The organism is Nocardioides sp. NPDC057577 (assembly GCF_042801335.1).
Lineage (GTDB): Bacteria > Actinomycetota > Actinomycetes > Propionibacteriales > Nocardioidaceae > Nocardioides.
In genome coordinates this window covers 1-19,829 of sequence record NZ_JBHVGB010000107.1, presented here as the reverse complement: position 1 = coordinate 19,829, position 19,829 = coordinate 1, and the positions used below count along the sequence as shown (strand labels likewise).

General features: G+C 70.2%; 21 protein-coding genes and 1 pseudogene. 10 read left to right on the top strand and 12 right to left on the bottom strand.

Annotation, left to right across the window (positions count from 1 at the left end; all coding sequences use genetic code 11):
- Positions 1–49 precede the first annotated feature (49 nt).
- Genes ACFU7D_RS19440 through ACFU7D_RS19430 form a run of 3 tightly spaced genes read right to left on the bottom strand, consistent with a single transcriptional unit; the run spans position 50 to position 1,393 of the window.
- Positions 50–319: a hypothetical protein gene (locus ACFU7D_RS19440; RefSeq protein ID WP_378730070.1), complete on the bottom strand. Its 270-nt coding sequence runs from the start codon at positions 317–319 to the stop codon at positions 50–52.
- Positions 316–540 carry a hypothetical protein gene (locus ACFU7D_RS19435; protein ID WP_378730068.1) on the bottom strand — a complete coding sequence of 75 codons (225 nt, stop codon included), beginning with the start codon at positions 538–540 and terminating at the stop codon, positions 316–318. The genes ACFU7D_RS19440 and ACFU7D_RS19435 overlap by 4 nt, the downstream gene beginning before the upstream one ends.
- A gap of 58 nt (positions 541–598) precedes the next feature.
- Complete coding sequence (locus ACFU7D_RS19430; RefSeq protein ID WP_378870109.1) at positions 599–1,393, bottom strand: sigma-70 family RNA polymerase sigma factor; 795 nt, start codon at positions 1,391–1,393, stop codon at positions 599–601.
- A 160-nt stretch (positions 1,394–1,553) separates the two neighbouring features.
- On the opposite strand from ACFU7D_RS19430, the gene ACFU7D_RS19425 reads away from it, so the two are divergent.
- The 4 genes and pseudogenes from ACFU7D_RS19425 (at position 1,554) to ACFU7D_RS19410 (ending at position 3,629) form a co-directional block, all read left to right on the top strand.
- Positions 1,554–2,513: a glycosyltransferase gene (locus ACFU7D_RS19425; RefSeq protein WP_378870106.1), complete on the top strand. Its 960-nt coding sequence runs from the start codon at positions 1,554–1,556 to the stop codon at positions 2,511–2,513.
- A 30-nt stretch (positions 2,514–2,543) separates the two neighbouring features.
- Positions 2,544–2,963, top strand: a pseudogene (locus tag ACFU7D_RS19420) (catalase HPII); the annotation flags it as partial.
- A 195-nt stretch (positions 2,964–3,158) separates the two neighbouring features.
- Positions 3,159–3,302: a GPGG-motif small membrane protein gene (locus tag ACFU7D_RS19415; RefSeq protein ID WP_168381108.1), complete on the top strand. Its 144-nt coding sequence runs from the start codon at positions 3,159–3,161 to the stop codon at positions 3,300–3,302.
- 78 nt (positions 3,303–3,380) lie between these two features.
- Positions 3,381–3,629: a hypothetical protein gene (locus tag ACFU7D_RS19410; protein ID WP_378870104.1), complete on the top strand. Its 249-nt coding sequence runs from the start codon at positions 3,381–3,383 to the stop codon at positions 3,627–3,629.
- Between the two features lie 24 nt (positions 3,630–3,653).
- Here ACFU7D_RS19410 and ACFU7D_RS19405 read toward each other — a convergent pair whose 3' ends face one another.
- On the bottom strand, positions 3,654–4,286 hold the full coding sequence (locus ACFU7D_RS19405) for a MerR family transcriptional regulator (protein ID WP_378870102.1): 633 nt from the start codon (positions 4,284–4,286) through the stop codon (positions 3,654–3,656).
- A gap of 89 nt (positions 4,287–4,375) precedes the next feature.
- Between ACFU7D_RS19405 and ACFU7D_RS19400 the strand changes: the two genes are divergently transcribed.
- The gene (locus ACFU7D_RS19400) at positions 4,376–4,924 is read left to right on the top strand and encodes a DUF4188 domain-containing protein (protein WP_378870100.1); all 549 of its coding nucleotides are present in this window, start codon (positions 4,376–4,378) and stop codon (positions 4,922–4,924) included.
- A 3-nt stretch (positions 4,925–4,927) separates the two neighbouring features.
- Here the strand turns inward: ACFU7D_RS19400 and ACFU7D_RS19395 are convergent, their stop codons facing one another.
- The 8 genes from ACFU7D_RS19395 to ACFU7D_RS19360 all read right to left on the bottom strand — a co-directional run bounded on the left by ACFU7D_RS19395 (position 4,928) and on the right by ACFU7D_RS19360 (position 14,285).
- Positions 4,928–6,646, bottom strand: a complete 1,719-nt coding sequence (locus ACFU7D_RS19395; RefSeq protein WP_378870098.1) for an MFS transporter — start codon at positions 6,644–6,646, stop codon at positions 4,928–4,930.
- Entirely contained in the window at positions 6,643–7,350 is a 708-nt protein-coding gene (locus ACFU7D_RS19390) for an LppX_LprAFG lipoprotein (protein WP_378870096.1), read from the bottom strand. Before ACFU7D_RS19390 ends, ACFU7D_RS19395 begins: the two co-directional genes overlap by 4 nt.
- Before the next feature lie 48 nt (positions 7,351–7,398).
- The gene (locus ACFU7D_RS19385; protein ID WP_378730051.1) at positions 7,399–8,517 is read right to left on the bottom strand and encodes an aromatic acid exporter family protein; all 1,119 of its coding nucleotides are present in this window, start codon (positions 8,515–8,517) and stop codon (positions 7,399–7,401) included.
- Between the two features lie 176 nt (positions 8,518–8,693).
- The gene (locus ACFU7D_RS19380; protein ID WP_378870094.1) at positions 8,694–9,068 is read right to left on the bottom strand and encodes a DUF4982 domain-containing protein; all 375 of its coding nucleotides are present in this window, start codon (positions 9,066–9,068) and stop codon (positions 8,694–8,696) included.
- Complete coding sequence (locus tag ACFU7D_RS19375; RefSeq protein ID WP_378870092.1) at positions 9,031–10,782, bottom strand: glycoside hydrolase family 2 protein; 1,752 nt, start codon at positions 10,780–10,782, stop codon at positions 9,031–9,033. Before ACFU7D_RS19375 ends, ACFU7D_RS19380 begins: the two co-directional genes overlap by 38 nt.
- Positions 10,783–10,823: 41 nt before the next feature.
- The gene (locus ACFU7D_RS19370; protein WP_378870089.1) at positions 10,824–12,017 is read right to left on the bottom strand and encodes an MBL fold metallo-hydrolase; all 1,194 of its coding nucleotides are present in this window, start codon (positions 12,015–12,017) and stop codon (positions 10,824–10,826) included.
- A gap of 17 nt (positions 12,018–12,034) precedes the next feature.
- Positions 12,035–13,225 carry an MFS transporter gene (locus ACFU7D_RS19365; protein ID WP_378870086.1) on the bottom strand — a complete coding sequence of 397 codons (1,191 nt, stop codon included), beginning with the start codon at positions 13,223–13,225 and terminating at the stop codon, positions 12,035–12,037.
- A gap of 133 nt (positions 13,226–13,358) precedes the next feature.
- Positions 13,359–14,285: a LysR family transcriptional regulator gene (locus ACFU7D_RS19360; protein ID WP_378870083.1), complete on the bottom strand. Its 927-nt coding sequence runs from the start codon at positions 14,283–14,285 to the stop codon at positions 13,359–13,361.
- 117 nt (positions 14,286–14,402) lie between these two features.
- Here ACFU7D_RS19360 and ACFU7D_RS19355 point away from each other — a divergent pair, with 117 nt between their 5' ends.
- The 5 genes from ACFU7D_RS19355 to ACFU7D_RS19335 are packed head-to-tail and all read left to right on the top strand — an operon-like array spanning position 14,403 to position 19,698.
- Positions 14,403–15,530 carry an FAD-dependent monooxygenase gene (locus ACFU7D_RS19355; protein ID WP_378870080.1) on the top strand — a complete coding sequence of 376 codons (1,128 nt, stop codon included), beginning with the start codon at positions 14,403–14,405 and terminating at the stop codon, positions 15,528–15,530.
- A 26-nt stretch (positions 15,531–15,556) separates the two neighbouring features.
- On the top strand, positions 15,557–16,522 hold the full coding sequence (locus ACFU7D_RS19350) for a VOC family protein (RefSeq protein ID WP_378870077.1): 966 nt from the start codon (positions 15,557–15,559) through the stop codon (positions 16,520–16,522).
- Positions 16,523–16,531: 9 nt separating this feature from the next.
- Positions 16,532–17,503, top strand: coding sequence for a fumarylacetoacetate hydrolase family protein (locus ACFU7D_RS19345; protein ID WP_378870074.1), 972 nt, complete (start codon positions 16,532–16,534; stop codon positions 17,501–17,503).
- A gap of 24 nt (positions 17,504–17,527) precedes the next feature.
- Positions 17,528–18,700 (top strand): alpha/beta hydrolase family protein, encoded by a 1,173-nt coding sequence (locus ACFU7D_RS19340; RefSeq protein ID WP_378870071.1) that lies wholly within the window; start codon positions 17,528–17,530, stop codon positions 18,698–18,700.
- A gap of 14 nt (positions 18,701–18,714) precedes the next feature.
- Complete coding sequence (locus ACFU7D_RS19335) at positions 18,715–19,698, top strand: cyclase family protein (protein WP_378870068.1); 984 nt, start codon at positions 18,715–18,717, stop codon at positions 19,696–19,698.
- Positions 19,699–19,829 lie beyond the last annotated feature (131 nt).

Genomic DNA, 19,829 nt, shown 5'->3' with positions numbered 1-19,829 from the left:
CGTCAGGACAGGGTCGGCGGCCATTCCGTCTGCGGATCCATCCGCGGATTCAGGGGTGCGGACGAGAGACGTACGCGGTCGAGGTGCGGTCGATGACGTCGTCGCCCGTCTCCGGGGGCTGTGTGGTGACGGCGCGGTGGTCGCCGGCCCGCGCGAACGGGACGGCCTCGGAGATCATGCCGATCCGCTCACGGGCCAGGCCGACGGTCGTGCCCGCTCCGCTGCGTACCTTCTCGATGGTCTCGTGGGGGTAGCGGCCGACGAGGTAGCCGGCCACTCCGCCCAGCGCAAAGGTGAAGAGGTTCCGTTTGGTCCTCACTTCTTCTTGCCTCCCTTGATCCGTCGCAGCACGGCGTCGGTGCCCTTCTTGCGGATGACGGTGGTGGCGACGGCCATCACGATCGGCGCCGCGAACGCGGCGACGGCCGCGATCCGCTTGCCCCAGGACGACTCCTGCCACTTGGTCTTGGGCGTCGTGCCGTTCCACAGCGAGCGCTGGGCGGTGTCGGTGCGTTCGCCGGTGATCGTTGAGTACGTCATGCCAGATCTCCTTGTGTCGGGGTCGGCTCTCTTCGTCCGTACCCGTTGTGGGTGCAGGTCATGCGGCGATTCCTAGGTCGTCGAGCTGACCACGCAGCTCGTCGATGACCCGGGTCAGGATCCGGGAGACCTGGGTCTGGGTGACGCCGATGGCCTCGCCGATCTCAACCTGGTTACGGTCCTCGACGAAGCGCAGCCTCACCACGACCTGATCGCGCGGGGACAGGGAACTGATCGCCTGTTCCAGCGACAGTCGGGTCTCGCAGTCGGCCATCCCGCCGTCGGTGCCAGGCAGCATGTCGCCGATGGTCGCGTCGGCCGAGGACTGGTCCTGGCCGGGGCGCAGCGGCGCATCCAGGGAGGACGGGGTGAAGCAGCCTCGGGCGTCGAGCGCCTCGCGCACCTTCTGCTCCGGGACGTGGGCGATCTCGGCCAGCTCGGAGGTGGATAGGGTGCCCCGCTCCGACCCGATCCGCAGCAGTGTTCCCTGCAGCTCCTGGATGGGGCGCGGCGGCCGCACCGTCCAGCCGTGGTCACGGAACCAGCGCTTCACCTCACCGCGGATCGTCGGCACGGCATAGGTGAGGAAGTCGTCGGCGCGATCAGGATGGAAGCTCTTCGCGGCACGGACCAAGGCGATGTACGCCACCTGCTCGAGATCGGCACGGGGGATGCCTCGGCCGGTGTAGCGGTGCGCGATCGAGCGGGCGACCGCGGCGTTGAGCAGGATCACCTCCTCGAGGATTCGGTCCCGCTCCTCGCCTTCAGCTGTGTGTGCCTCCGCCAACAGCTCTGAGGTCAGACGCTGTCGCTCGGCTCGGGGAAGGTCTGTCTCGAAAGTTGTCGTCGTCATGTGTAGGTAGTGCCCGAATCGACCCACTCCCAACGGCTCCGGTGCCAACTTCACCCCCGTGGGTGCGCGACGACGTCGGCGCAACCACCCTTTCGGGTGAGCGGGTGAAGACTTGTCCCCTCGCAGCATCACCGAAGGCGCTCCGGGGCACCGAGAGGGAATGAGAATCCTGATCTGGCACGTGCGCGGGGCCTGGACGACGGCGTTCGTGCACGGTCGCCATGACTATCTCCTGCCCACCAGCCCCGACCGCGGCCCCGACGGAAAGGGTCGCTCTCGCGCCTGCGAGTGGCCGGCGGCGGCCCGCCAGGTGGGCATCGAGGCGCTCGCCGACGAGGAGGTCGACGTCGTCGTCCTGCAGCGTCCGCACGAGGTCGAGCTGGCGGAGAAGTGGCTCGGCGGACGCCGTCCGGGGCGCGACGTACCCGCCGTCTACCTGGAGCACAACACTCCCGCCGGTGGGGTCCCTGACACCCGTCATCCGATGGCGGGCGGAGGTATCCCGATCGTGCACGTGACCGGCTTCAACGATCTCGTCTGGGACTGCACCGGCACCCCGACCACCGTGATCGAGCACGGCATCGTCGACCCGGGCCGCCGCTACACCGGCGACATCGAGCGCGCCGGAGTGGTCGTCAACGATCCGGTACGCCGCGGCCGTTCGGTCGGCGCCGACCTGATCCCGGCGCTGGCCGAGGGCGTCGGCGCCGATGTCTTCGGCATGCGCGTCGAGCGCCTGCCCGCCTGCGAGGGTCTTCGGACATACGAGGACTTGTCGCAGCAGGATCTGCACGACCACCTTCCGCGACGACGCGTCTACGTCCACCTCAACCGCTGGACCTCGCTGGGTCTCTCCCTGTTGGAAGCGATGCATCTGGGCATGCCTGTCGTCGCCCTGGCCATGACCGAGACCCCGCTCGCGGTGCCGCACGAGGCCGGCTTCGTCACCACCCGCCGCGACGAGATCGTCCCGGCCGTACGCCACCTGATGAAGGACCCCGACGTCGCCGAGGAGGCCGGGCTGATCGGGCGTCGGTACGCGAGAAAGCGCTACGGCCTGGAGCGGTTCCTCGACGAGTGGGACGACGTGCTCCGGTGGGTCGCCACCGGCCCGAGGTGATCCGGGCCTTTCCCGGCGGACGGCCGGGTCGTCGGGATCGTCGTCGGCCCCGACACCGCGGCCGACGAGGTCGACGGGCTGCGTTCGGCGCTCGTCGGCTCGAAGATGACGCCGCTGCTCATCGCGCCGACGGCCGCACCGCTCGGCGGCGAGCTGGCCGTGCAGCGTACGTTCTCGACCGCTCGTTCCGTCGAGTTCGACGCGCTCGTGGTCGCTGACGGCACCGCAGCCGTCGCCTCGGACGTGCACGTGCTGCTGCTGATCGAGGAGATCTTCCGTCACGGCAAGGCGCTGCTGGCCTGGGGCGACGGGGTCGAGGCCGTCGCGACGGCGGGGATCACGGTCCCCGCGCCGGGGGTCAAGGCCGAGGAGTCCGCCTCGGTGGCAGCAGCCGAGCTTCCCGACCTGCTCGCCGCCCACCGCTCGTGGGAGAGGTTCGCGCTCTCCTGAAGGTTTGCCGTAAGGAGGGTTTACAGCCGCGCGAACTGGGTACCGGGAGGAGTGTACGAACAAGAGAAATCATGAGGAGTGATCCGCAGGCCAACTCCGTGCAGGGTGCCGAGAAGCGAAGCCCCTGCTCCGTAGCCGCTCGGACGACAAGGTCTGAGCATCCCCCACAACAACTACACACGAGGTGAGATCCACATGGCACTAATTCTCTGGCTGATCGCGGCAGTCCTGGTTATCGGCGGCATCTTGGCGCTGGTCCGTGGCCAGATTCTTTGGGGAGCAGTCCTCATCATCGTCGGCCTGTTGGTCGGCCCTGGTGGCGTCAGCATCTTCACATAGACACCATGCGGCCCGGTGCCCCTCAGGGGCCCCGGGCCGGGTGGCGTCCAGCGTGAAGCGAAGACGAAAGGAACGACCATGGGTAAGTGCGTCACATGCGGCAACGACTACGACGAGAGCTTCGAGGTGACGACGGCCTCGGGGGAGCATCATGTCTTCGACTCGATCGAGTGCGCCGTGTCGGTGATCGCGCCCGTGTGCGTCAACTGCGGTAGCCGCATCCTCGGGCACGGGGTGCAGAACGAGGAGCACATGTTCTGCTGCGCCCACTGCGCCCACGCGTTCGGCGTGACGGGTGTGAGCGACCGGGTCACCAGCGGCTCCTGAGCGCGTACGCCCCGGCCGACTCGATCAGCTGCGCTCGGCGAATCGCAGAGCGCTGTGGTGCTCGTGGGCCAGGCGGCGCAGGCAGAGCAGGAACTCCCCGAGCACGACCTGCCCCAGGACCATCTGCTCCATCATCGCCTCGCGGTCCTGGGTGTCGTCGATCTGGTCGAGCTCGTAGGCGGCGATCGCGTCGACGAGGGGGAGGTAGGTGGCCGCGCCCTCGGGGTCGGTGGGGAGTCCGCTGTCGAGGATGACCTTGATGATGCCGGCCAGGTGGTCGCGCTCGGGGGCGTCCGGCCGCACCTTCGTCCACCCCGCCTGGTCGACGATCTGGTCGGCGAGGTGTCGCGTGTGGTCGTCGCGGACCCCGGGGATGGTCGTCTCGGTGCGGAGCGCGTCGCAGGCCTCGCCGAACATGTCGTGCACCGTGGCGCTCCGGTCCTGGGTCGCGTCGACGAGTGCCTTGAGCGCTCCGACCGGGACGGCGCCGACATCGCGGAGCACGCGGAGCAGGCGCAGGCGGCGTACGTGCTGGTCGTCGTAGTCGGCCAGGCGCTCGGAGAGCTTTCTGCCGGGGGAGAGGAGGCCCTCGCGGACGTAGTACTTGATGGTCGCCACGCTCACGCCGGTCGAGTCGGCCAGCTCGGAGATCCGCATCGTTCCTCCGGGAACTTGTTGACAGCGCTGCTGGATAGGAGCACTATCTTAGACTAGATACTATCGCTATCCAGTCAAGGGGGACGGGAATGTCGAAGATCGCCCGGGCCTATCGGGAGGCTCCTGAGCACGTTCCGGACGGCGTCACGCCCGGGCACAGCGTCGCCGATGTCGGAACGGACGAGGTCGTCGTGTTCCTGATCGGGATGCACATCCATCGGTGGCGCAAGGTGCGCAGCTGGTTCCCGGTGTTCGTCGCGATGCCGCGGATGCTCGCCGAGCTCGCCAAGAACCGCGACCTCGGCCTGCTCTCGGCACGCAGCTACTGGTCGGGTCGGTCGCTGCTGACGGTGCAGTACTGGCGCAGCGTCGAGGAGCTCGGCCGGTTCGCCAAGGACCCGGCGCTCTCGCATGCTCCCGCCTGGGCCGCCTTCAACCGGCGCGCGGCCTCGACCGGCGACATCGGGATCTGGCACGAGACCTACCGGGTCCCCGCCGACCAGGTCGAGACGCTCTACGGCAACATGCCGGCCTTCGGCCTCGGGGCGGCGCTCGGCGTCGTCGAGCGGTCCGCCGGCCGGCGGAACAGGACCCACGAGCGGATGGGATCCACCCGCCCGGAGTACGTGGAGACGTGACTCCTACAACGCGGTGACGGTCGCGCTCGGCGACAGTGCACGTGTCGGCGCGCCCCGCAGCAGCAGCACCGAGAGCAGCGCGGCGATCCCGGCGCAGACCGCCGCGCCGGCGAAGACGGTGTGCTCCTGGGCGATGGCGGCGCCGATGAGCAGGTCCTGATAGTCCTCGCACATGCCGCCTCCGGTGCACACCGACGACAGCGACGGCAGGTCTGCCTGGGCGGCGTAGTAGCTGCGCAGGCCGATCGTGGTCAGCGCCGAGATGCCGACCAGCATGCCGACCATGCGGGCCACGACGGTGAAGGAGGTGGTCAGGCCGTGCATCGACTGCTCGGTCGTGGCCAGTATCGCCGCGTTGACCGGTGCCAGGGCGAGGCCGAAGCCGAGGCCGCCCGCGACGAGCACGACGGTCGCCGACAGCGAGCGCAGCGCGTCGGCGTCCCAACGGGCCATGAGCACGAACGCCACCGCGGCCAGCAGCATCCCGCCACCCGCGATCACCCCCGCCGGCAGTCGCCGGGTGAGGAAGCCACCCGCGACGGCACCGACCGGCAGCGCGATCAGGAACTCCAGCAGCACCAGGGCCGCCTTCAGCTGGCTGTCGCCGTAGATCGTGGTGCGGGCGAAGAGCGGCACGTCGATCAGCGCCGCCACGAGTGCGGCGCCGACGAAGAACGAGATCAGCACCGATCCCCACGCCGGCGTCCGGGCGAACGCGCCGCGGGGCACGATCGGGTCCTGCGCCCGGCGCAGGTGGAAGACGAAGCCGAGCAGCGCCAGCCCGCCGGCGACCAGGTACCAGGTGCCCTGCTCGGAGAAGACCGCCACCTCGGGGTCGGCGGTCGCGAAGGCCAGGATCACCCCGGCCAGGGCGAACGAGAGCAGCAGCGCCCCGAGGAGGTCGACCTCGGCGACGATCCGGCCGAGCACGCGGCGTACGCCCGGCCGCAGGCCGCACTTCACCAAGAACCCGACGGTGGCGATGATCGTGACCAGGCCCAGCGGGGTCAGCCAGCGGGTCGCCCCGGCCGCGGGCACGTAGAGCGCGCCCCAGGTCAGGTCCTGGACCAGGGCTGTCGGCTCGATCGCCAGCAGCACGAACGCCGCGCCGGCGACCAGCAACAGCAGCAGCGCGATCACGTCAGGTCGTCGTGGGCGGCCCCGCGCAGCGTCGGAGCGGCCCAGCCCCCGGATCGCCACCGCCAGCACGAGGCCGACCACGAGGTTGAGCACGAAGATCGCGCGCCAGTCCGCGACGGCGAGCACGGCCGCACCGACGAGCGGCCCGAGCACCGAGCCGAGCTCCTGGACCGCCGAGACCAGCCCGAGCGGAACCCCACGGCGCTCAGCGGGGTAGAGCGCCGCGACCAGCGCGAGGGTCGCCGGCACCAGCGCGCCACCGCCAAGCCCCTGGAAGAACCGGCCGACCACCATCGCGGCCAGGTCCCACGACAGCGCCGTCAGGAACGAGCCGAACGCGAAGACGACCAGCCCGCCGACGAGGACGGGCAGGTGCCCGAGGAGGTCGGCGAGGCGTCCGATCAGCGGCAGCACCGCCACATAGCCCAGCAGGAACCCGGAGATCAACGGCGCGGCCCGCTGCAGCTCCTCGATCGAGAGCCCGACGCCCGCCATCATGTCCGGCAGCGCCAGCACGACGACATAGGTGTCCGCGGCGGCGAACGCCACCGCGACGGCCGCCAGCCACAGGACCGCCCTCACGGCTTGGTGATCTCCTTCTCGACGCCGTACTCGGTCACGTCGATCGTGTAGGAATACGCCGCCTCGCCCTCACCGCTGAAGTTGCCCTTGATGGTGGCCTCGGTGAGCTCGTCGGAGTCGTTGATGATGTAGGTGACGTCGAAGTCGCCGGTCGCACCGGCGAGGATCTTCTGGACCGCGGTGTCCGGGAGCGTGCCGGTGTAGGTCGAGTAGATCTCGTCGTTGTCGGCGCCGCCCCGCACCGACTTGCCGACCTTCACGTCCTCGGTCGCGGCGAGCAGCGAGGAGATGCCGGTCGTCGGCGCGATCAGCGCGGCCGGGTCGGGAACGCCGTAGTCGGCCGGGTCGAGCACCTGGAAGGTGGTCGTGAACGGCAGCTTCGCGTAGACGACGCCGTCGACCGATACCACCTCGACCTGCGCCTCGGCGCCCATCACCGGCACCGTGAGCGTGCCCTCGAACGCGGGCTCGCGGGTCAGCGTCCCAGTCGCCGCCTTCAGCGTCGTGATGCCCTCGGGCAGGTCGTCGGAGGCGATCGAGAAGTTGATCCCGCTCGTCTCGTCGAGGTTCTTCTGCGCCGCGGCGAGCACCTGCTGCGGTGTCCGTCCCTTGGCCGGGTCCTCGTCACCGCACGAGGTCATCACGAGAAGCGCGGCCAGAAGGGCGATGAGAGCGAAGGCGAGGCGGGGCAGGGTCAGTGGCATGCGGCTCAGAATGCCACGCCCCGCAACCCTCGTGGTGCCCAGGTCGCCTCATCGGTGGACCGGGCGTGGAGTCTCCAGGCACCGGCGGATGGTGGTGACGATGCTGCCGGCGGTGAAGAGGTCCTCATCCGAGGATCCGCCCCCACGTACGTCATGGATCTGGTCGACGAGCTCGGCCAGGGCATCTTGTGCCTCCGTCTTGGCCTCGGGGTCGGCGGTGCGCCCGTCTCCCGACTCCACCAGATTTGCGAGAGCGAGCAGTGCTCGCGCCGTCGGAGGGCGCAGCTCCGCACCCAGACCGAGCTGATCGTTCTCCGCCCGCTCCTCCTCTTCCAGGAGCTGGGTGAGCTCCTCGACCAGAAGGCACACCCGCTCGAGGCTCGCTGCCTGCTCGAGCTGTCTTTCCAGACGGTCTCGGTGGTGCTCCCGCCGCACGTTGGCGCGGGACGCATCGAGGACGAGCTGCCTCGCGGCGCGCATGGTCTGCAGGGTCGGCACCAGCTGGGTCAGGAACTCGCTCCACTGATCCTCTGTCGGTGGCCGGTCCCGTTGCAGGGCATGTGCCAGTCGCCGGAGCTGGACGAGCACCTCGCTACGGACATCGCCCATCGCCCGCTCCGCGGGCGCGAGAGGCAGCTGTGGGAACAGCATCGTCATCGCGACCCCGATCGCCGTCCCGATCAGGGTGAGGCCGCCGAAGGCGCTCACGAACGCCACGGGATCGCCGGTTCCGATGATCAGCACGAACAGGGCCGCCGTCGGGACCCAATGGCCGGTGTCGTCGAGCCGGTCCCAGCTCCCGACGATCGTCCCCAGCCCGATCACCAGGGCCACCGTCACGGGCCCCGGCGAGAGGACCGCCCCGATAGCCAGTGCGATGGCCGAGCCCAGCCAGATGCTGAGGATGCTCTGGACGGACTTGCGAACCGAGCCCAGCACGGTCGAGGACATCGCCACCACGGCCCCCAAGGGCGCGTAGTAGGGGAACTCGCCCGCCGGCCCGGGGAAGACCGCACCGACCCCGAAGGCGATGGCTCCTGCTACTGCCGCCGTCAGGGCCTGACCCCACGGAAGCCGGCGGACGTGCGCGCGGAGCCGAGCCGCACGCCCCGCTACAGGTGCCGCCGCCTGTGCTCCACGGCGCGTGGCCACGGTGGAACCGGACATCACCTGACGATGCGGGGCTCAGGACGGACGGTTCGGCCCGCGGCGACGGCGACAGATGTGACGGCAGTTGTCATGACCCGCTCCCTCTGCAGTGAATGACGGACCCGGTACCCCGGGGGATGCCGGTTCATAACCCTCCCGGATCAGAAGATGACCTCGCCACAGCTGCGCATCCGTCACAGTGTCCAGTTCGCCTCGTCGGTGACGCGCCGGCCGTTCGAGAAAGCGGTGGCGATGACCCGATTGATGCCGGTACGCAGGGTCAACGGGAACGCGGCGGTGTGGTTCTTCACCGCCACCGTCCCCACGACCCTGCCGTTCAGACGCAGGGTCACCTCGTCGGCGTTGGAGAAGACGTGCACCGTCGTCGCCGCCTCGGTCCTCTCTGTCCACCCGCGCTCGACCAGCCGCAATGTAGGGGTGCGGGTCCATGCCGAACGGAAGTAGTAGAAGGCCGCCTTGCAGGTGCTGCGGTCGTACGTCACCAGGCCCTTGTCGTTGAGGCCGTGGGCGTCACCCTCGTGTCGGGCGTCGCTGGCGAAGTCGAACATGGCCCAGACGAACGACCCCCACAGATAGGGCCCGCGCCGCAATCTGCGGCCAGAGCTGGGAGTGGTGGTAGGCCTGATACTCCTCGGGGTGTGGGGCGCTGGTGTCGAGACCACCCGCGACACCGGGCCACTCCTGGTGCTGCAGGACGCTCGCGCCGGCGCCGTACTCGGTGATGCCGAGGCGGCGCGCCCGGTCGCCGGCGTGCAGCGCGTCGGCCCAGCGGCCGAAGTCGGCGGGGGTGCCGGCGTACCAGCCGTCGTAACGGTTGTAGCCCGACAGGTCGGCATGGTCGAGCACGCCGGACTCGTTGGGGTAGAAGCCGCTGAGGTGGGCGTAGGAGGTGTGCCGGGTCGGGTCCTCGGCCTTGATCGTCTCCTCGATCGCGGCGAGGTTCGCATTGACGTGGGTGGTGTCGCCGAGCTCGTTGCCGATGCCCCACCATGCGACGGAGGGGTGGTTGCCGAGACCGCGAACCATCTCGCGCGCCTGGGCGACCAGGTTGGCGGTGAGCTCCGGGCTGTCATTGGAACCGGGCGGGCTGGGCACGCCGCCGACATAGGGCACCTCGGAGTAGAGCAGGATCCCGTGCCGGTCGGCGATGGCGTAGACGAAGTCGTCCTGGGGATAGTGGGCGAGGCGGACGGCGGTGACGCCCATCTCCCGCATCAGCGCGAAGTCCTCGACGGTCTGCTCCCGCGAGATCGCCCAGCCTTGGTCGGCCCGGTCCTGGTGGCGGTTGACGCCGTGGATCCGGTGGGGACGCCCGTTGAGGAGCAGACCGAGGTTGGCGTCGATGTCGATCGTACGCAGCCCCAACGGCTCCGCCACGGCGTCGAGCACCCTTCCCTCACGCACCACGGACACCTCGAGGGTGTACAGATAAGGGTCGGTCGGCCCATCCCATCGGTGCGGGCGGGAGATGTCCACGACCTGACGGACCGTCTCGGCTGCGGGGGAGGTGCACGTCGCGACTGTCCGTCCGCGTCGGTCGATCACCCGGGTGACCACCTCGGTGCCTGCTGGGTTCACGACCCGCGAGGTCACCTCGACGACGGCCAGCGCGTCGGTGAGCGAGCGCTGCCGGATGATCACCCCGGATCCCCCCGAGTCGAGCAGGTCGAGGTGGGAGCGGGCGGTCCCGATGAGGCGTACGCCGCGGTAGAGGCCTCCGTAGACGTTGAAGTCTCCGGCGAGCGGCGCCACGTCAGGGCGTGAGGTGTTGTCCACCTTCACGGCGACCGTTCCCCCGCTTCCAAGGGCTTCGGTGACCTCGACCCGGAACCGCCCGAACGCGCCGGCGTGTGCACCGGCCAGAGCACCGTTGACATACACCTCGGTCACCTGGCCTGCCCCGCCGAACTCGAGGAACAGCTCCCGCCCGCGCAGCTGAGCCGGCACCTGCACACGGCGGCGGTACCAGCCGGTGCCGCGGTAGTAGTCACCACCGCCGTCCTGGGCGTCGAACGCGTTCCAGGTGTGGGGCAGGTCCACTTCGTCCCACGCTGCTTCGTCGGCGCTCTTCCCGAGATGGAAAGCCCACCCCGACGACACCTCGACGCTGCGTCGCGCCGACGAAGAAGCAGGCGTGGCCTCGGCGGGGACGGCACCAAGGACAGGCCGCACGGCAGCGGCGGCAGTCCCTGCTCCGGCCATGGTGAGGAACCGGCGACGGTCGGTCGAGATCGCCAGTGGGCGATGGGCTGATGAGGGCATGGAGTGTTCCTTCTCTCAGGTCCGGCGGATCGGGGCGAGGGTCAGTTGTTCCAGCGAGCGCGACCGACCGGGACCACCGTCAGGTCCTCACCGATCACCAGGTCGCCGGAGAAGCCCCGCTGGGCCTTGCGCCAGCGTGCGGAGGGGTTGTTGCCGGGGACGAGATGGGACAGGGCGAGGGTGCCGACGCCGGCCGGTTCGGCGACGTCACGGCCGACCTGCTCGATGGTGGTGTGCGACTCCAGCAGATGCTTGCGGAGCGCTTCGGCGGTCTCGGGCGGTAGGGCCGCGGTGAGCCGTTCGACGAACTCGGGGTCGATCACCTCGTGGACGAGGACGTCCGCGCCGCGCGCCAGATCGATGAGGTTCTGGCTCACGCAGGTGTCTCCGGAGACGACGACCGACCCGTCCGGGGTGTCGAAGCGATAGCCGTACGCCGGCGCAGTGGGGTGGTGATCGACGAGCGTCGCCGTCACGGTGACCTCGCCGTCCTGCCAGACCTCGATCGGGGCCTCGAGCCGCGGCGGGACGCCCTCGGGGTCGATCGTCCACAGCGCCGAGTGGTCGATGTCGTGGACCTCGAAGAGGGTGTCCGGGTCGGGGAAGTTGCTGTCCCGCAGCCGATCGTTGAAGTCCTGGGCGAACGCGTTGCGCAGATGACCGGTCATCGAGGAGATCCCGGGCATCGGGTCGTCCGGGTTGACGAGGGCGGGTGCCGGACGGGTGGGTGGGAAGACCCGGCTGAGAGTGTCGCGCCGAGCCGGACCGAAGACCTGGATCGGCCGACCGGAGCGCTCGACGATGTTCATCGACCCGATGGCGTACGTCGTGGGCCAGTCGACGGTGTGGTCGCTGTGCAGGTGGGTGAAGAAGATGCCGCGCACCCAGGAGAGCGCCGACCCGAGGCCGGTGTCCGGGGCGAGGCCGCTCTGCTGCAGCCGGCCGAAGGCGCCGACCCCGAGGTCGACGACGTAGACCTGGTCCTCGAACGCGATCGCGGTCGAGACCCCGTGCCGGCCGCCGTCGAGCACGGCCGGACCACCTGAGGTGCCGAGCAGCACCACGCGGGTCCGTGCCGTAGGGCGGCGCTTCGTCGCGGACGTCGCGGACGCTGCCGGCGTACCCATAGCTGTCGCGGTCACCGCGCCGACGGCTCCGAGGCCGATCATCGACAGCAGCCGGCGTCTGTCGGTCGAGGGGATCGAGGCGACGGCCTCGTGGAGGACATGACACATCTGGAACGGCTCCCTGATCAGGCGGTGACGGCTACGTCGCGGGTGAGGACGCGGCGGGTGAGGAGGGCGAGGACGACGGCGATGGCGCCGACGAGGGCGACCGCGGCGCCGAGGCCGCCGAGTGCACCGGTGAAGGCGACGACGAGGAGGGGGCAGACGAACTCGCCGAGAAAGAGTGCGGCGGTCCACAGCCCGGTGCCACGGCCGCGCTGCTCGAAGGTGAGGCCGGACTGTGCCCAGACGAGCAGGGTGGGCAGCATCAGGCCCGTGCCGGCCGAAGCGATGACCGCGCCGAGCACGATGACCGGCACCAGCGACGTGGCGCCGAGCACGACCAGACCGGTCCCGGCCAGCCCGAAGGCGATGGGCAGCAGCGTGGCGGTGCCGCGGCGGGAGACCCGGCCGAAGGCGTACGCACCACCGGCCGTGGCCAGCGAGGCGAGTGCGGTGAACGCGCCGATGGTGGGGACGGCGGTGATCCCGGCCGCGTCGAGCACATAGGGCAGCTCCACGATCGGGGTGTAGAAGACGATGCCGCCGACGAACGTGACCGCGCACGGCAGCGCGAGGGCGCGGGTGGGCAACGGAGGGAGGGGAGTGCGCTCCCCGGACCGGGCGGTCTCGCCGGCGGGCTGCCAGATGAGCGCCGCGGCGAGGACGAGGAAGAGCAGGCTGGAGGCGTAGAGCCAGAACGGGTTGCGCCAGTCCTGGGCGCCCAGCGCCCCGCCGAGGGCGAAGAACAACGTCGCCGACAGGGATGCGAACACGGTCTGCATGCCGAGCCAGCGGTCGCGCTCGGTGCCGGAGAAGTAGTCGGAGATCAGCGTGGTGCAACAGGTCATGATCGCCGCCTCGGCGACGCCGACCCCGGCACGGCTGAGCACGATCGCGCCGAGACCGTCCAGCCACAGCGGCGCGGTGCCGAACACGGCGTAGACCGCCAGGCCTGTCAGCAGCAACCGCTTGCGCCCGAACCTGTCCACGATGCGGCCCGCGAACGGCGCCAGCAGCGCGATCATCAGAGCGGGGACGGTGAGCGAGAGGGGCACCAGCGCGGTCGCGGCGCCACTGTCCCCGAAGTGGTCCTGCATGCGTGGCAGGACGGGAGCCAGCAGCACCGCGCCGAGGATCGGCAGGCAGCTCATGAACATCAGCAGGAAGCCCTGTGGGCGTCCGGCTCGCCGGACGGGCGTGAGGGTGTCGGGCATGGGGTCTCCATGGATCGGGCCGAGACGGTGTGACAGCAGTCACAGCATCGTGGGAGATCCAGGAGGTATTGCGGAAGCCAAACTTGCTTCTGCCGGGTATCAGTCCCGTCGATAGTCCGGCGTCAGTCCGGCGTCAGTCCGACTGCTCCAGTCGCGCGGCCGCGCGCGTCATCATCCCGCGCAGCCAGCCGTGCGCCGGATCCGCGCGATGGGCGGAATGCCACCAGAACGCCTCTTTCAGCGGGACCACGTCCCAGGGGCAGTCGAGGATGCGTACGCCGGCGGTGCTCGCCAGCCGGGTGGCGAGCTGGCGCTGCAGCAGCGCGACGCGCGGGGTCCCGGCGACCAGGAACGGGACCGGGAGGAAGCTCTCGGTCACCACGTGGACGTCGGGCTCGACCCCGATCATGCTGAGCTGGCGTACGGCCGGGGTGAAGGCGGTCGGGGCGTGGTGGGTGACCACCCATGGCATCTCGGCGAGCTCAGCCATCGTGATCGTGTCCCCGACGGCCGCGTTGTCGGCCGAGACGACCAGCACCCAGTCGTCGGTGTGGAGCTCGACCGCGGGCAGATCCTGGAGGAACCCGTGGGGGAGGACCATCCCGTCCACGTGCCGCAGCGACTCCGGCGCCTGATCGACGTCGGCGTGGGTCTGGAGCTGGAACCGGAGCCGTACGCCGGGCGCCTCGCGGGCCAGCTCGGTGGCGAGGTGGTCGCCGAGGACGGTCGTGGAGTAGTCGGAGGCGACCACGGTGAACTCGCGGGTCGAGGTGGCCGGGTCGAACCCCGGCTCGGCTTCGAAGACCCGGCGTACGCCTGCCAGCGCCGTCGTGGTGGCGCCGCGGAGCTGGGCGGCGAGCGGAGTGAGGTCGTAGCGGTTGCCGGTCCGGACCAGGAGCTCGTCGCCGAAGTGGCGCCGGAGCCGGCGTAGGGCCGCCGAGACCGCGGGCTGGCTCAGCCCCAGCCGTGCTGCCGCGCGGGTCACGTTGCGCTCCTCGAGCAGCGCGTCCAGGGACGGCAGCAGATTGAGATCGAGGTTGCGGAGCGGATCGGTCGCCATGGTCCGACTATAAACGCGGTGTATACGCAGGATAGGAAATCTGCTCTTCCCGAATAGTTGCGTGCGGTTCAGAGTGGTGCTCGTCACTTGACCAGCTCGCACATCCAGGGAGACCTCATGTCCGCCATCAGCTCGGTTCTCGTCATCGGTGCCGGAACCGCCGGGACGGCGACCGCGATCCTGCTCGCCGAGCAGGGCATCTCTGTCGACCTCGTCGAGGCCAAGCCGGACATCGCCGCCCTCGGCTCGGGGATCACCCTCCAGGGCAACGCGCTGCGGGTGCTGCGCGACCTGGGCGTGTGGGACCAGGTCCGCGCGGCGGGCTATGGCTACGACACCCTCGGGCTGCGGGCGCCCGACCCGGCCGGCACCCTGCTGGTCGAGCTCGAGGACCACCGCACCGGTGGGCCGGACCTGCCCGCGACCCTCGGGATGTATCGGCCGACCCTCGCCCGGATCCTCCTCGACCGGGCTGTCGCGGCCGGTGCCAAGGTGCGCTTCGGGGTCGCTCCGACGGCGCTCGACCAGGACGAGACGGGCGTCGACGTCACCTTCGTGGACGGGTCCCGAGGACGCTACGACGTCGTCGTCGGAGCCGATGGGGTGAGGTCGTGGACGCGGCGCACCATCGGCATCGACGTCGAGCCCGAGCCGGTCGGAATGGGGATCTGGCGCGCTTTCACGGGCAGGCCCGCCTCGGTCACCCGCACCGACCTGATCTACGGCGGACCGTCCTACATCGCGGGCTACTGCCCGACCTCCGAGGACAGCCTCTACGCCTACGTCGTCGAGCCCGCCCAGGACCGGTCCGGGCTGTCGGCCGAGGAGGGGCTGGCGGCGATGCGTGGGCTCGCCGAGGCGTACCACGGGCCATGGGACGAGATCTGCGCGTCCCTGACCGACGCCGAGCGCGTGAACCACACCCACTTCGAGAGCCACGTCGTCGACGGCGCGTGGAACCGGGGCCGGGTCGTGATCGTCGGCGACGCCGCCCACAGCTGCCCGCCGACCCTCGCCCAGGGCGCCGCCCAGGCGCTCGAGGACGCTGCCGTGCTCGCCGAGCTGCTCACGGCGGGCGACGACCTGGATGCCGTCTGGCCCGCGTTCACCGAGCGCCGGCTGCCGCGCGCGAAGGCCGTCGTCGAGGCCTCGCTCCAGCTCTGCACCTGGCTGAAGGCACGCGAGCGCGGTGACGTACCCGGGCTGATGGCCCGCGTCGCCACCCTCGTCACCCAGCCCGCCTGACCCACCCATCTCATGAGGAGAACACCGTGACCGAGACCGTCATCGAGACCCCGCCCTCCGAGCGGCTGATCACCCACCTGCGCCACGTCGACCTGGCCGTGCCCGACTACGAGCGGCAGCTGGAGTTCTACACGAACACCTGGAAGCTCAAGGCCGAGACCACCGACTCCGGCCTGGCGTTCCTGGCCGCGGAGGGCTCCCCGGAGCACTACTCCGTGCGTCTGCGCCGAGCCGACGACAAGCGCCTGGACCTGATCGCCTTCGGCGCGGCAAGCCCGGCCGACGTGGACGCGATGGCCGAGCGCCTCGGCCGGGCCGGAGTGAAGCTCGTCAGTGAGCCCGGCCCGGTGCTGACGCCGGGCGGCGGATACGGCTTCCGCTTCTTCGACAACGACGGACGTACGGTCGAGGTCTCCTGCGATGTTGCCGTGCGTCAACATCGGAAGATCGAGGAGGGCGAGTCGGTACCGGTCAAGCTCTCCCACGTCGTCATCAACTCGCCCAACCCCGAGCAGACCGTGGCGTTCTACCAGCGCCACCTCGGCTTCGCGCTCTCCGACACCCTGATGCACCCGCGGCTGGGCTCGATGATGTGGTTCCTGCGTACGAACACGTTCCATCACAGCCTCGCGATCGCCCGCGGGCCGCATGTCGCGCTGCACCACGCCTCATTCGAGATGCGCGGGATCGATGAGTACATGCGTGGCACCGGGCGGCTGCTGCGCGCCGGTGTGGAGAAGATCTGGGGGCCGGGGCGCCACCTGGCCGGCAACAACACCTTCAGCTACTTCCTGGACCCGCACGGCAACACCATCGAGTACACCACCGAGCTCGAGGAGCTCGTGGAGGACAACTGGCACCCGCATCTGTACGACTTCAGCGACCCGAACGTCACCGACCAGTGGGGCACCGCCAACCCGATGGACGAGCTGGTCGCCGGCAAGTCGTTCAACGATCCCGACAAGGGCGTCTTCGTCGCCCCGCCGGTCTGAGGAGGGTCGATGAAGCTCGCCACCTACCGCGACCATGTCCTCGGCGCGCCGCGCGTCGGCCTGGTGACCGAGGGTGAACTGCACCCGTTCGCCGCGGAGCACTCGATGCGCTCGCTGATCGCGGCTGGGCGTGACACCCTCGACCGCGCCGCCGACCGTGCCCGGGCGGCGGACCCTCTCGATCTCGCCGAGGTCGAGCTGCTGGCGCCGCTGGAGCCGGCCTCGGTCCGTGACTTCGTCGCCTTCGAGGAGCACGTCGAGGGCGTACGCCGCTCCGTCGACGGCGCCGTCGGTGTCCCCGACGCCTGGTACGACGCCCCGGCCTTCTACTTCACCAACCCGCACGCGATCCTCGGACCGGGCGCGGAGGTCCCCTTCCCCGCGGCCTGCGGGGCCCGCGACTTCGAGCTGGAGGTCGCCGTCGTCGTCGGCTCCGAGGGGCGGTCGGTCCCTCCCGAGGAGGCCGGGGCGTACGTCTTCGGCTACACGATCCTCAACGACTGGTCCGCCCGCGACCTGCAGGGCCGAGAGATGCAGGTCGGTCTCGGGCCGGCCAAGGGCAAGGACTTCGCGACCACTCTCGGGCCGTGGATCGTGACCGCCGACGAGCTGGAACCGTACCGCGACGAGGCCGGCTTCCTCGACCTGCTGTGCACGGTGTCGGTCAACGACCTCGAGGTCGGCCGCGACCGTCTCGCCCACATGGGCTGGACCTTCGAGACGATGATCGCGTACGCCTCCCGCGACTCCCGCGTGGTCGCCGGCGACGTCCTCGGCTCGGGCACCGTCGGCAACGGCGGGTGCCTGGCCGAGCTCTGGGGTCGCCGTGGCGTCCAGGAGCCGAAGCCGCTCCAGCCCGGTGACGTGGTCACTCTCGAGGTCGAGGGGATCGGCACCCTCACCAACACCGTCGCCGTCGCGCCGCCCGCGCCCGAGCTGCCTCCGGTCCGGCGCCGCGCTTCCGCCGCCCGCCTGCGCTGATATCCACCAAGAAGAGGACAAGAGATGTTCGAGTACTTTCCCGGCAACTACGTGTGGAACCTGGGTGTGGTCGCCACGCTCAACTCCGGCGGCCTGATCGACGAGGTCGACCGCGCCTGCCGGCCGCTGAAGGAGCTGGCCGCGCAGGGCTCCGACGTGGGCACCGCCGAGTTCATGGCCGCCTGGCGACGGGTCGCCGACCAGCTCGAGGAGCAGGCCGGTGAGGCGGAGAAGGCCGGCCATCGGCGTACGGCCGGGCAGAAGCTGTTCCGGGCCTCGGTCTACGTCTCCCAGGCCGAGCGGATGCAGAGCGCGAAGGACGCGGGCCGCAACGCCGAGTACCAGCGCAGCGTCGACCTGCTGGTCCGCTCCTTCGAGCTGCTCGACCAGCCGACGGTGAAGGTTGCGATCCCGTACGTCGAGGGCGGCCGTGAGACCACGCTTCCCGCCTACTTCCACCCGGCTCACGGGGACGGAACGCCGGCGCCGGTCATGATCGTGTGGAACGGCCTGGACTCCACCAAGGAGATGATGGTCGGTGCCGGCGTCCACACCGAGCTCGCCGCCCGCGGCATCTCGACGCTGATGGTCGACTGCGGCGGCGCCGGCGAGGCGCTGCGTCTCGACGGCCTCACCGCTCGCGTCGACACCGAGGCCTGGGCCGCGGCCTGCGTCGACTGGCTCGAGACGCGCCCGGACGTCCGTGCCGACCGGATCGGGTTGGTGGGCTGGTCGCTGGGTGGCTACTACGCGCCTCGAGCCGCGGCGTACGAGAAGCGGATCGCGCTCTGCGTGGCCTGGGGTGCGAACCATGACTGGGGCGCGGTGCAGAAGCGACGCCTCGACCGTGAGGGCGAGAACCCGGTGCCGCACTACTGGGACCACGTGCTGTGGGTGTGGGGGCAGCCCGACATCGACACCTTCATCGACTTCGCCGAGTCGATCAACCTCGACGGGGTGGTCGAGGAGATCACCGTGCCGTTCCTCATCGCCCACGGGGAGAACGATCGCCAGATCCCGCTCTCCTACGCGCATCGCTCCTTCGATCAGGCGGTCAACAGCCCCAAGCGCGAGCTGCGGATCTTCACGCCGGAGGAGGGCGCCACCGAGCACATCGGTCTGGACCACTTCCCGCACGTCATCGGCTTCATCGCCGACTGGGTCGCCGACACCTTCGCCGAGCTGGACGCCTCGTGACGGCTCCGGACCCTATGAAGCTGGACCGGACCGATCCCGAAGGCGAGATCGCGAAGACGGTCGCCCGGGTCTCCAACTGGGGGCGGTGGGGCGAGGACGACGTCCGCGGGACGATGAACTTCCTCACCGATGCCAAACGAGTCGAGGCAGCGGGGCTGGTGCAGACCGGGCGGTCCTACTCGCTCTCGCTGCCCTTCGACATGGACGGGCCCCAGAACGGCTGGCGGCGGCGTACGAACCCGGTGCACACCATGCTCGACACCGGCACCGACGCGGTCACCGGTGTCCAGGGGTTCCCGCACGGGATCGGCGGTGCGGACGACGTCATCGCGATGCCGCTGCAGTGCTCGACCCAGTGGGACGGGCTCGGCCACATCTTCGACCACGGACGTGCCTGGAACGGCCGCCCGGCGGAATCGGTCGTCACCTCGCTGGGCGACGGTGTCACCGGGATCGAGACGGTCGCCGACGTGGTCTGCGGTCGCGGGGTGCTGCTCGACGTCGGCCGCGCGGTCGGGACCGACGGCGAGCTCCCCGACGGCTTCGCGATCACCGAGGAGCACCTGGACCTGACGATCGCCGCACAGGGTGCGAGCGCGGCCGTGGGTCGCGGCGACATCGTCGTCGTACGCACCGGTCAGCTGGCCCGGGCCCGCCGGGGCGTCGCGGCCGGCGAGGGCTGGGGAGGCTACGCCGGGGGAGCGGCTCCCGGCCTCTCCTTCACCACCGCCGACTGGCTGCACCGCACCGAGATCGCCGCCATCGCGACCGACACCTGGGGGTTCGAGGTCCGGCCGAACGAATTCGACGACGCCTTCCAGCCGCTCCACCAGGTCGCCATCCCGCACCTCGGGCTGTTCCTGGGCGAGATGTGGGACCTCGACGGGCTGGCCTCCGCGTGTGTGGAGGACGGCCGCTACGACTTCCTGCTGACCGCCGCACCGCTGCGGGTCACCGGGGCCGTCGGTGCCCCGGTGAATCCCATCGCCCTACGCTGACCACCGCTGGTCGAGCCGCGAGGCCGCCTGCGGCCGAGCGTGTCGAGACCAACACGGTCCCCATCGAGCGCGAAGGCGACCGTGTTGGTCTCGACACGGATTCGTTCGTTCCTCACGAATCCGGCTCGACC

Excerpts from the sequence above, each read along its gene's own strand:
- ACFU7D_RS19380 (WP_378870094.1), bottom strand. The coding sequence starts at position 9,068 with ATGTTCGACTTCGCCAGCGACGCCCGACACGAGGGTGACGCCCACGGC.
- ACFU7D_RS19340 (WP_378870071.1), top strand. The coding sequence starts at position 17,528 with ATGTTCGAGTACTTTCCCGGCAACTACGTGTGGAACCTGGGTGTGGTC.
- ACFU7D_RS19405 (WP_378870102.1), bottom strand. The coding sequence starts at position 4,286 with ATGCGGATCTCCGAGCTGGCCGACTCGACCGGCGTGAGCGTGGCGACC.
- ACFU7D_RS19430 (WP_378870109.1), bottom strand. The coding sequence starts at position 1,393 with ATGACGACGACAACTTTCGAGACAGACCTTCCCCGAGCCGAGCGACAG.
- ACFU7D_RS19355 (WP_378870080.1), top strand. The coding sequence starts at position 14,403 with ATGTCCGCCATCAGCTCGGTTCTCGTCATCGGTGCCGGAACCGCCGGG.
- ACFU7D_RS19345 (WP_378870074.1), top strand. The coding sequence starts at position 16,532 with ATGAAGCTCGCCACCTACCGCGACCATGTCCTCGGCGCGCCGCGCGTC.
- ACFU7D_RS19415 (WP_168381108.1), top strand. The coding sequence starts at position 3,159 with ATGGCACTAATTCTCTGGCTGATCGCGGCAGTCCTGGTTATCGGCGGC.
- ACFU7D_RS19365 (WP_378870086.1), bottom strand. The coding sequence starts at position 13,225 with ATGCCCGACACCCTCACGCCCGTCCGGCGAGCCGGACGCCCACAGGGC.
- ACFU7D_RS19390 (WP_378870096.1), bottom strand. The coding sequence starts at position 7,350 with ATGCCACTGACCCTGCCCCGCCTCGCCTTCGCTCTCATCGCCCTTCTG.
- ACFU7D_RS19335 (WP_378870068.1), top strand. The coding sequence starts at position 18,715 with ATGAAGCTGGACCGGACCGATCCCGAAGGCGAGATCGCGAAGACGGTC.
- ACFU7D_RS19370 (WP_378870089.1), bottom strand. The coding sequence starts at position 12,017 with ATGTGTCATGTCCTCCACGAGGCCGTCGCCTCGATCCCCTCGACCGAC.
- ACFU7D_RS19435 (WP_378730068.1), bottom strand. The coding sequence starts at position 540 with ATGACGTACTCAACGATCACCGGCGAACGCACCGACACCGCCCAGCGC.
- ACFU7D_RS19410 (WP_378870104.1), top strand. The coding sequence starts at position 3,381 with ATGGGTAAGTGCGTCACATGCGGCAACGACTACGACGAGAGCTTCGAG.
- ACFU7D_RS19385 (WP_378730051.1), bottom strand. The coding sequence starts at position 8,517 with ATGTCCGGTTCCACCGTGGCCACGCGCCGTGGAGCACAGGCGGCGGCA.
- ACFU7D_RS19425 (WP_378870106.1), top strand. The coding sequence starts at position 1,554 with ATGAGAATCCTGATCTGGCACGTGCGCGGGGCCTGGACGACGGCGTTC.
- ACFU7D_RS19360 (WP_378870083.1), bottom strand. The coding sequence starts at position 14,285 with ATGGCGACCGATCCGCTCCGCAACCTCGATCTCAATCTGCTGCCGTCC.
- ACFU7D_RS19375 (WP_378870092.1), bottom strand. The coding sequence starts at position 10,782 with ATGCCCTCATCAGCCCATCGCCCACTGGCGATCTCGACCGACCGTCGC.
- ACFU7D_RS19400 (WP_378870100.1), top strand. The coding sequence starts at position 4,376 with ATGTCGAAGATCGCCCGGGCCTATCGGGAGGCTCCTGAGCACGTTCCG.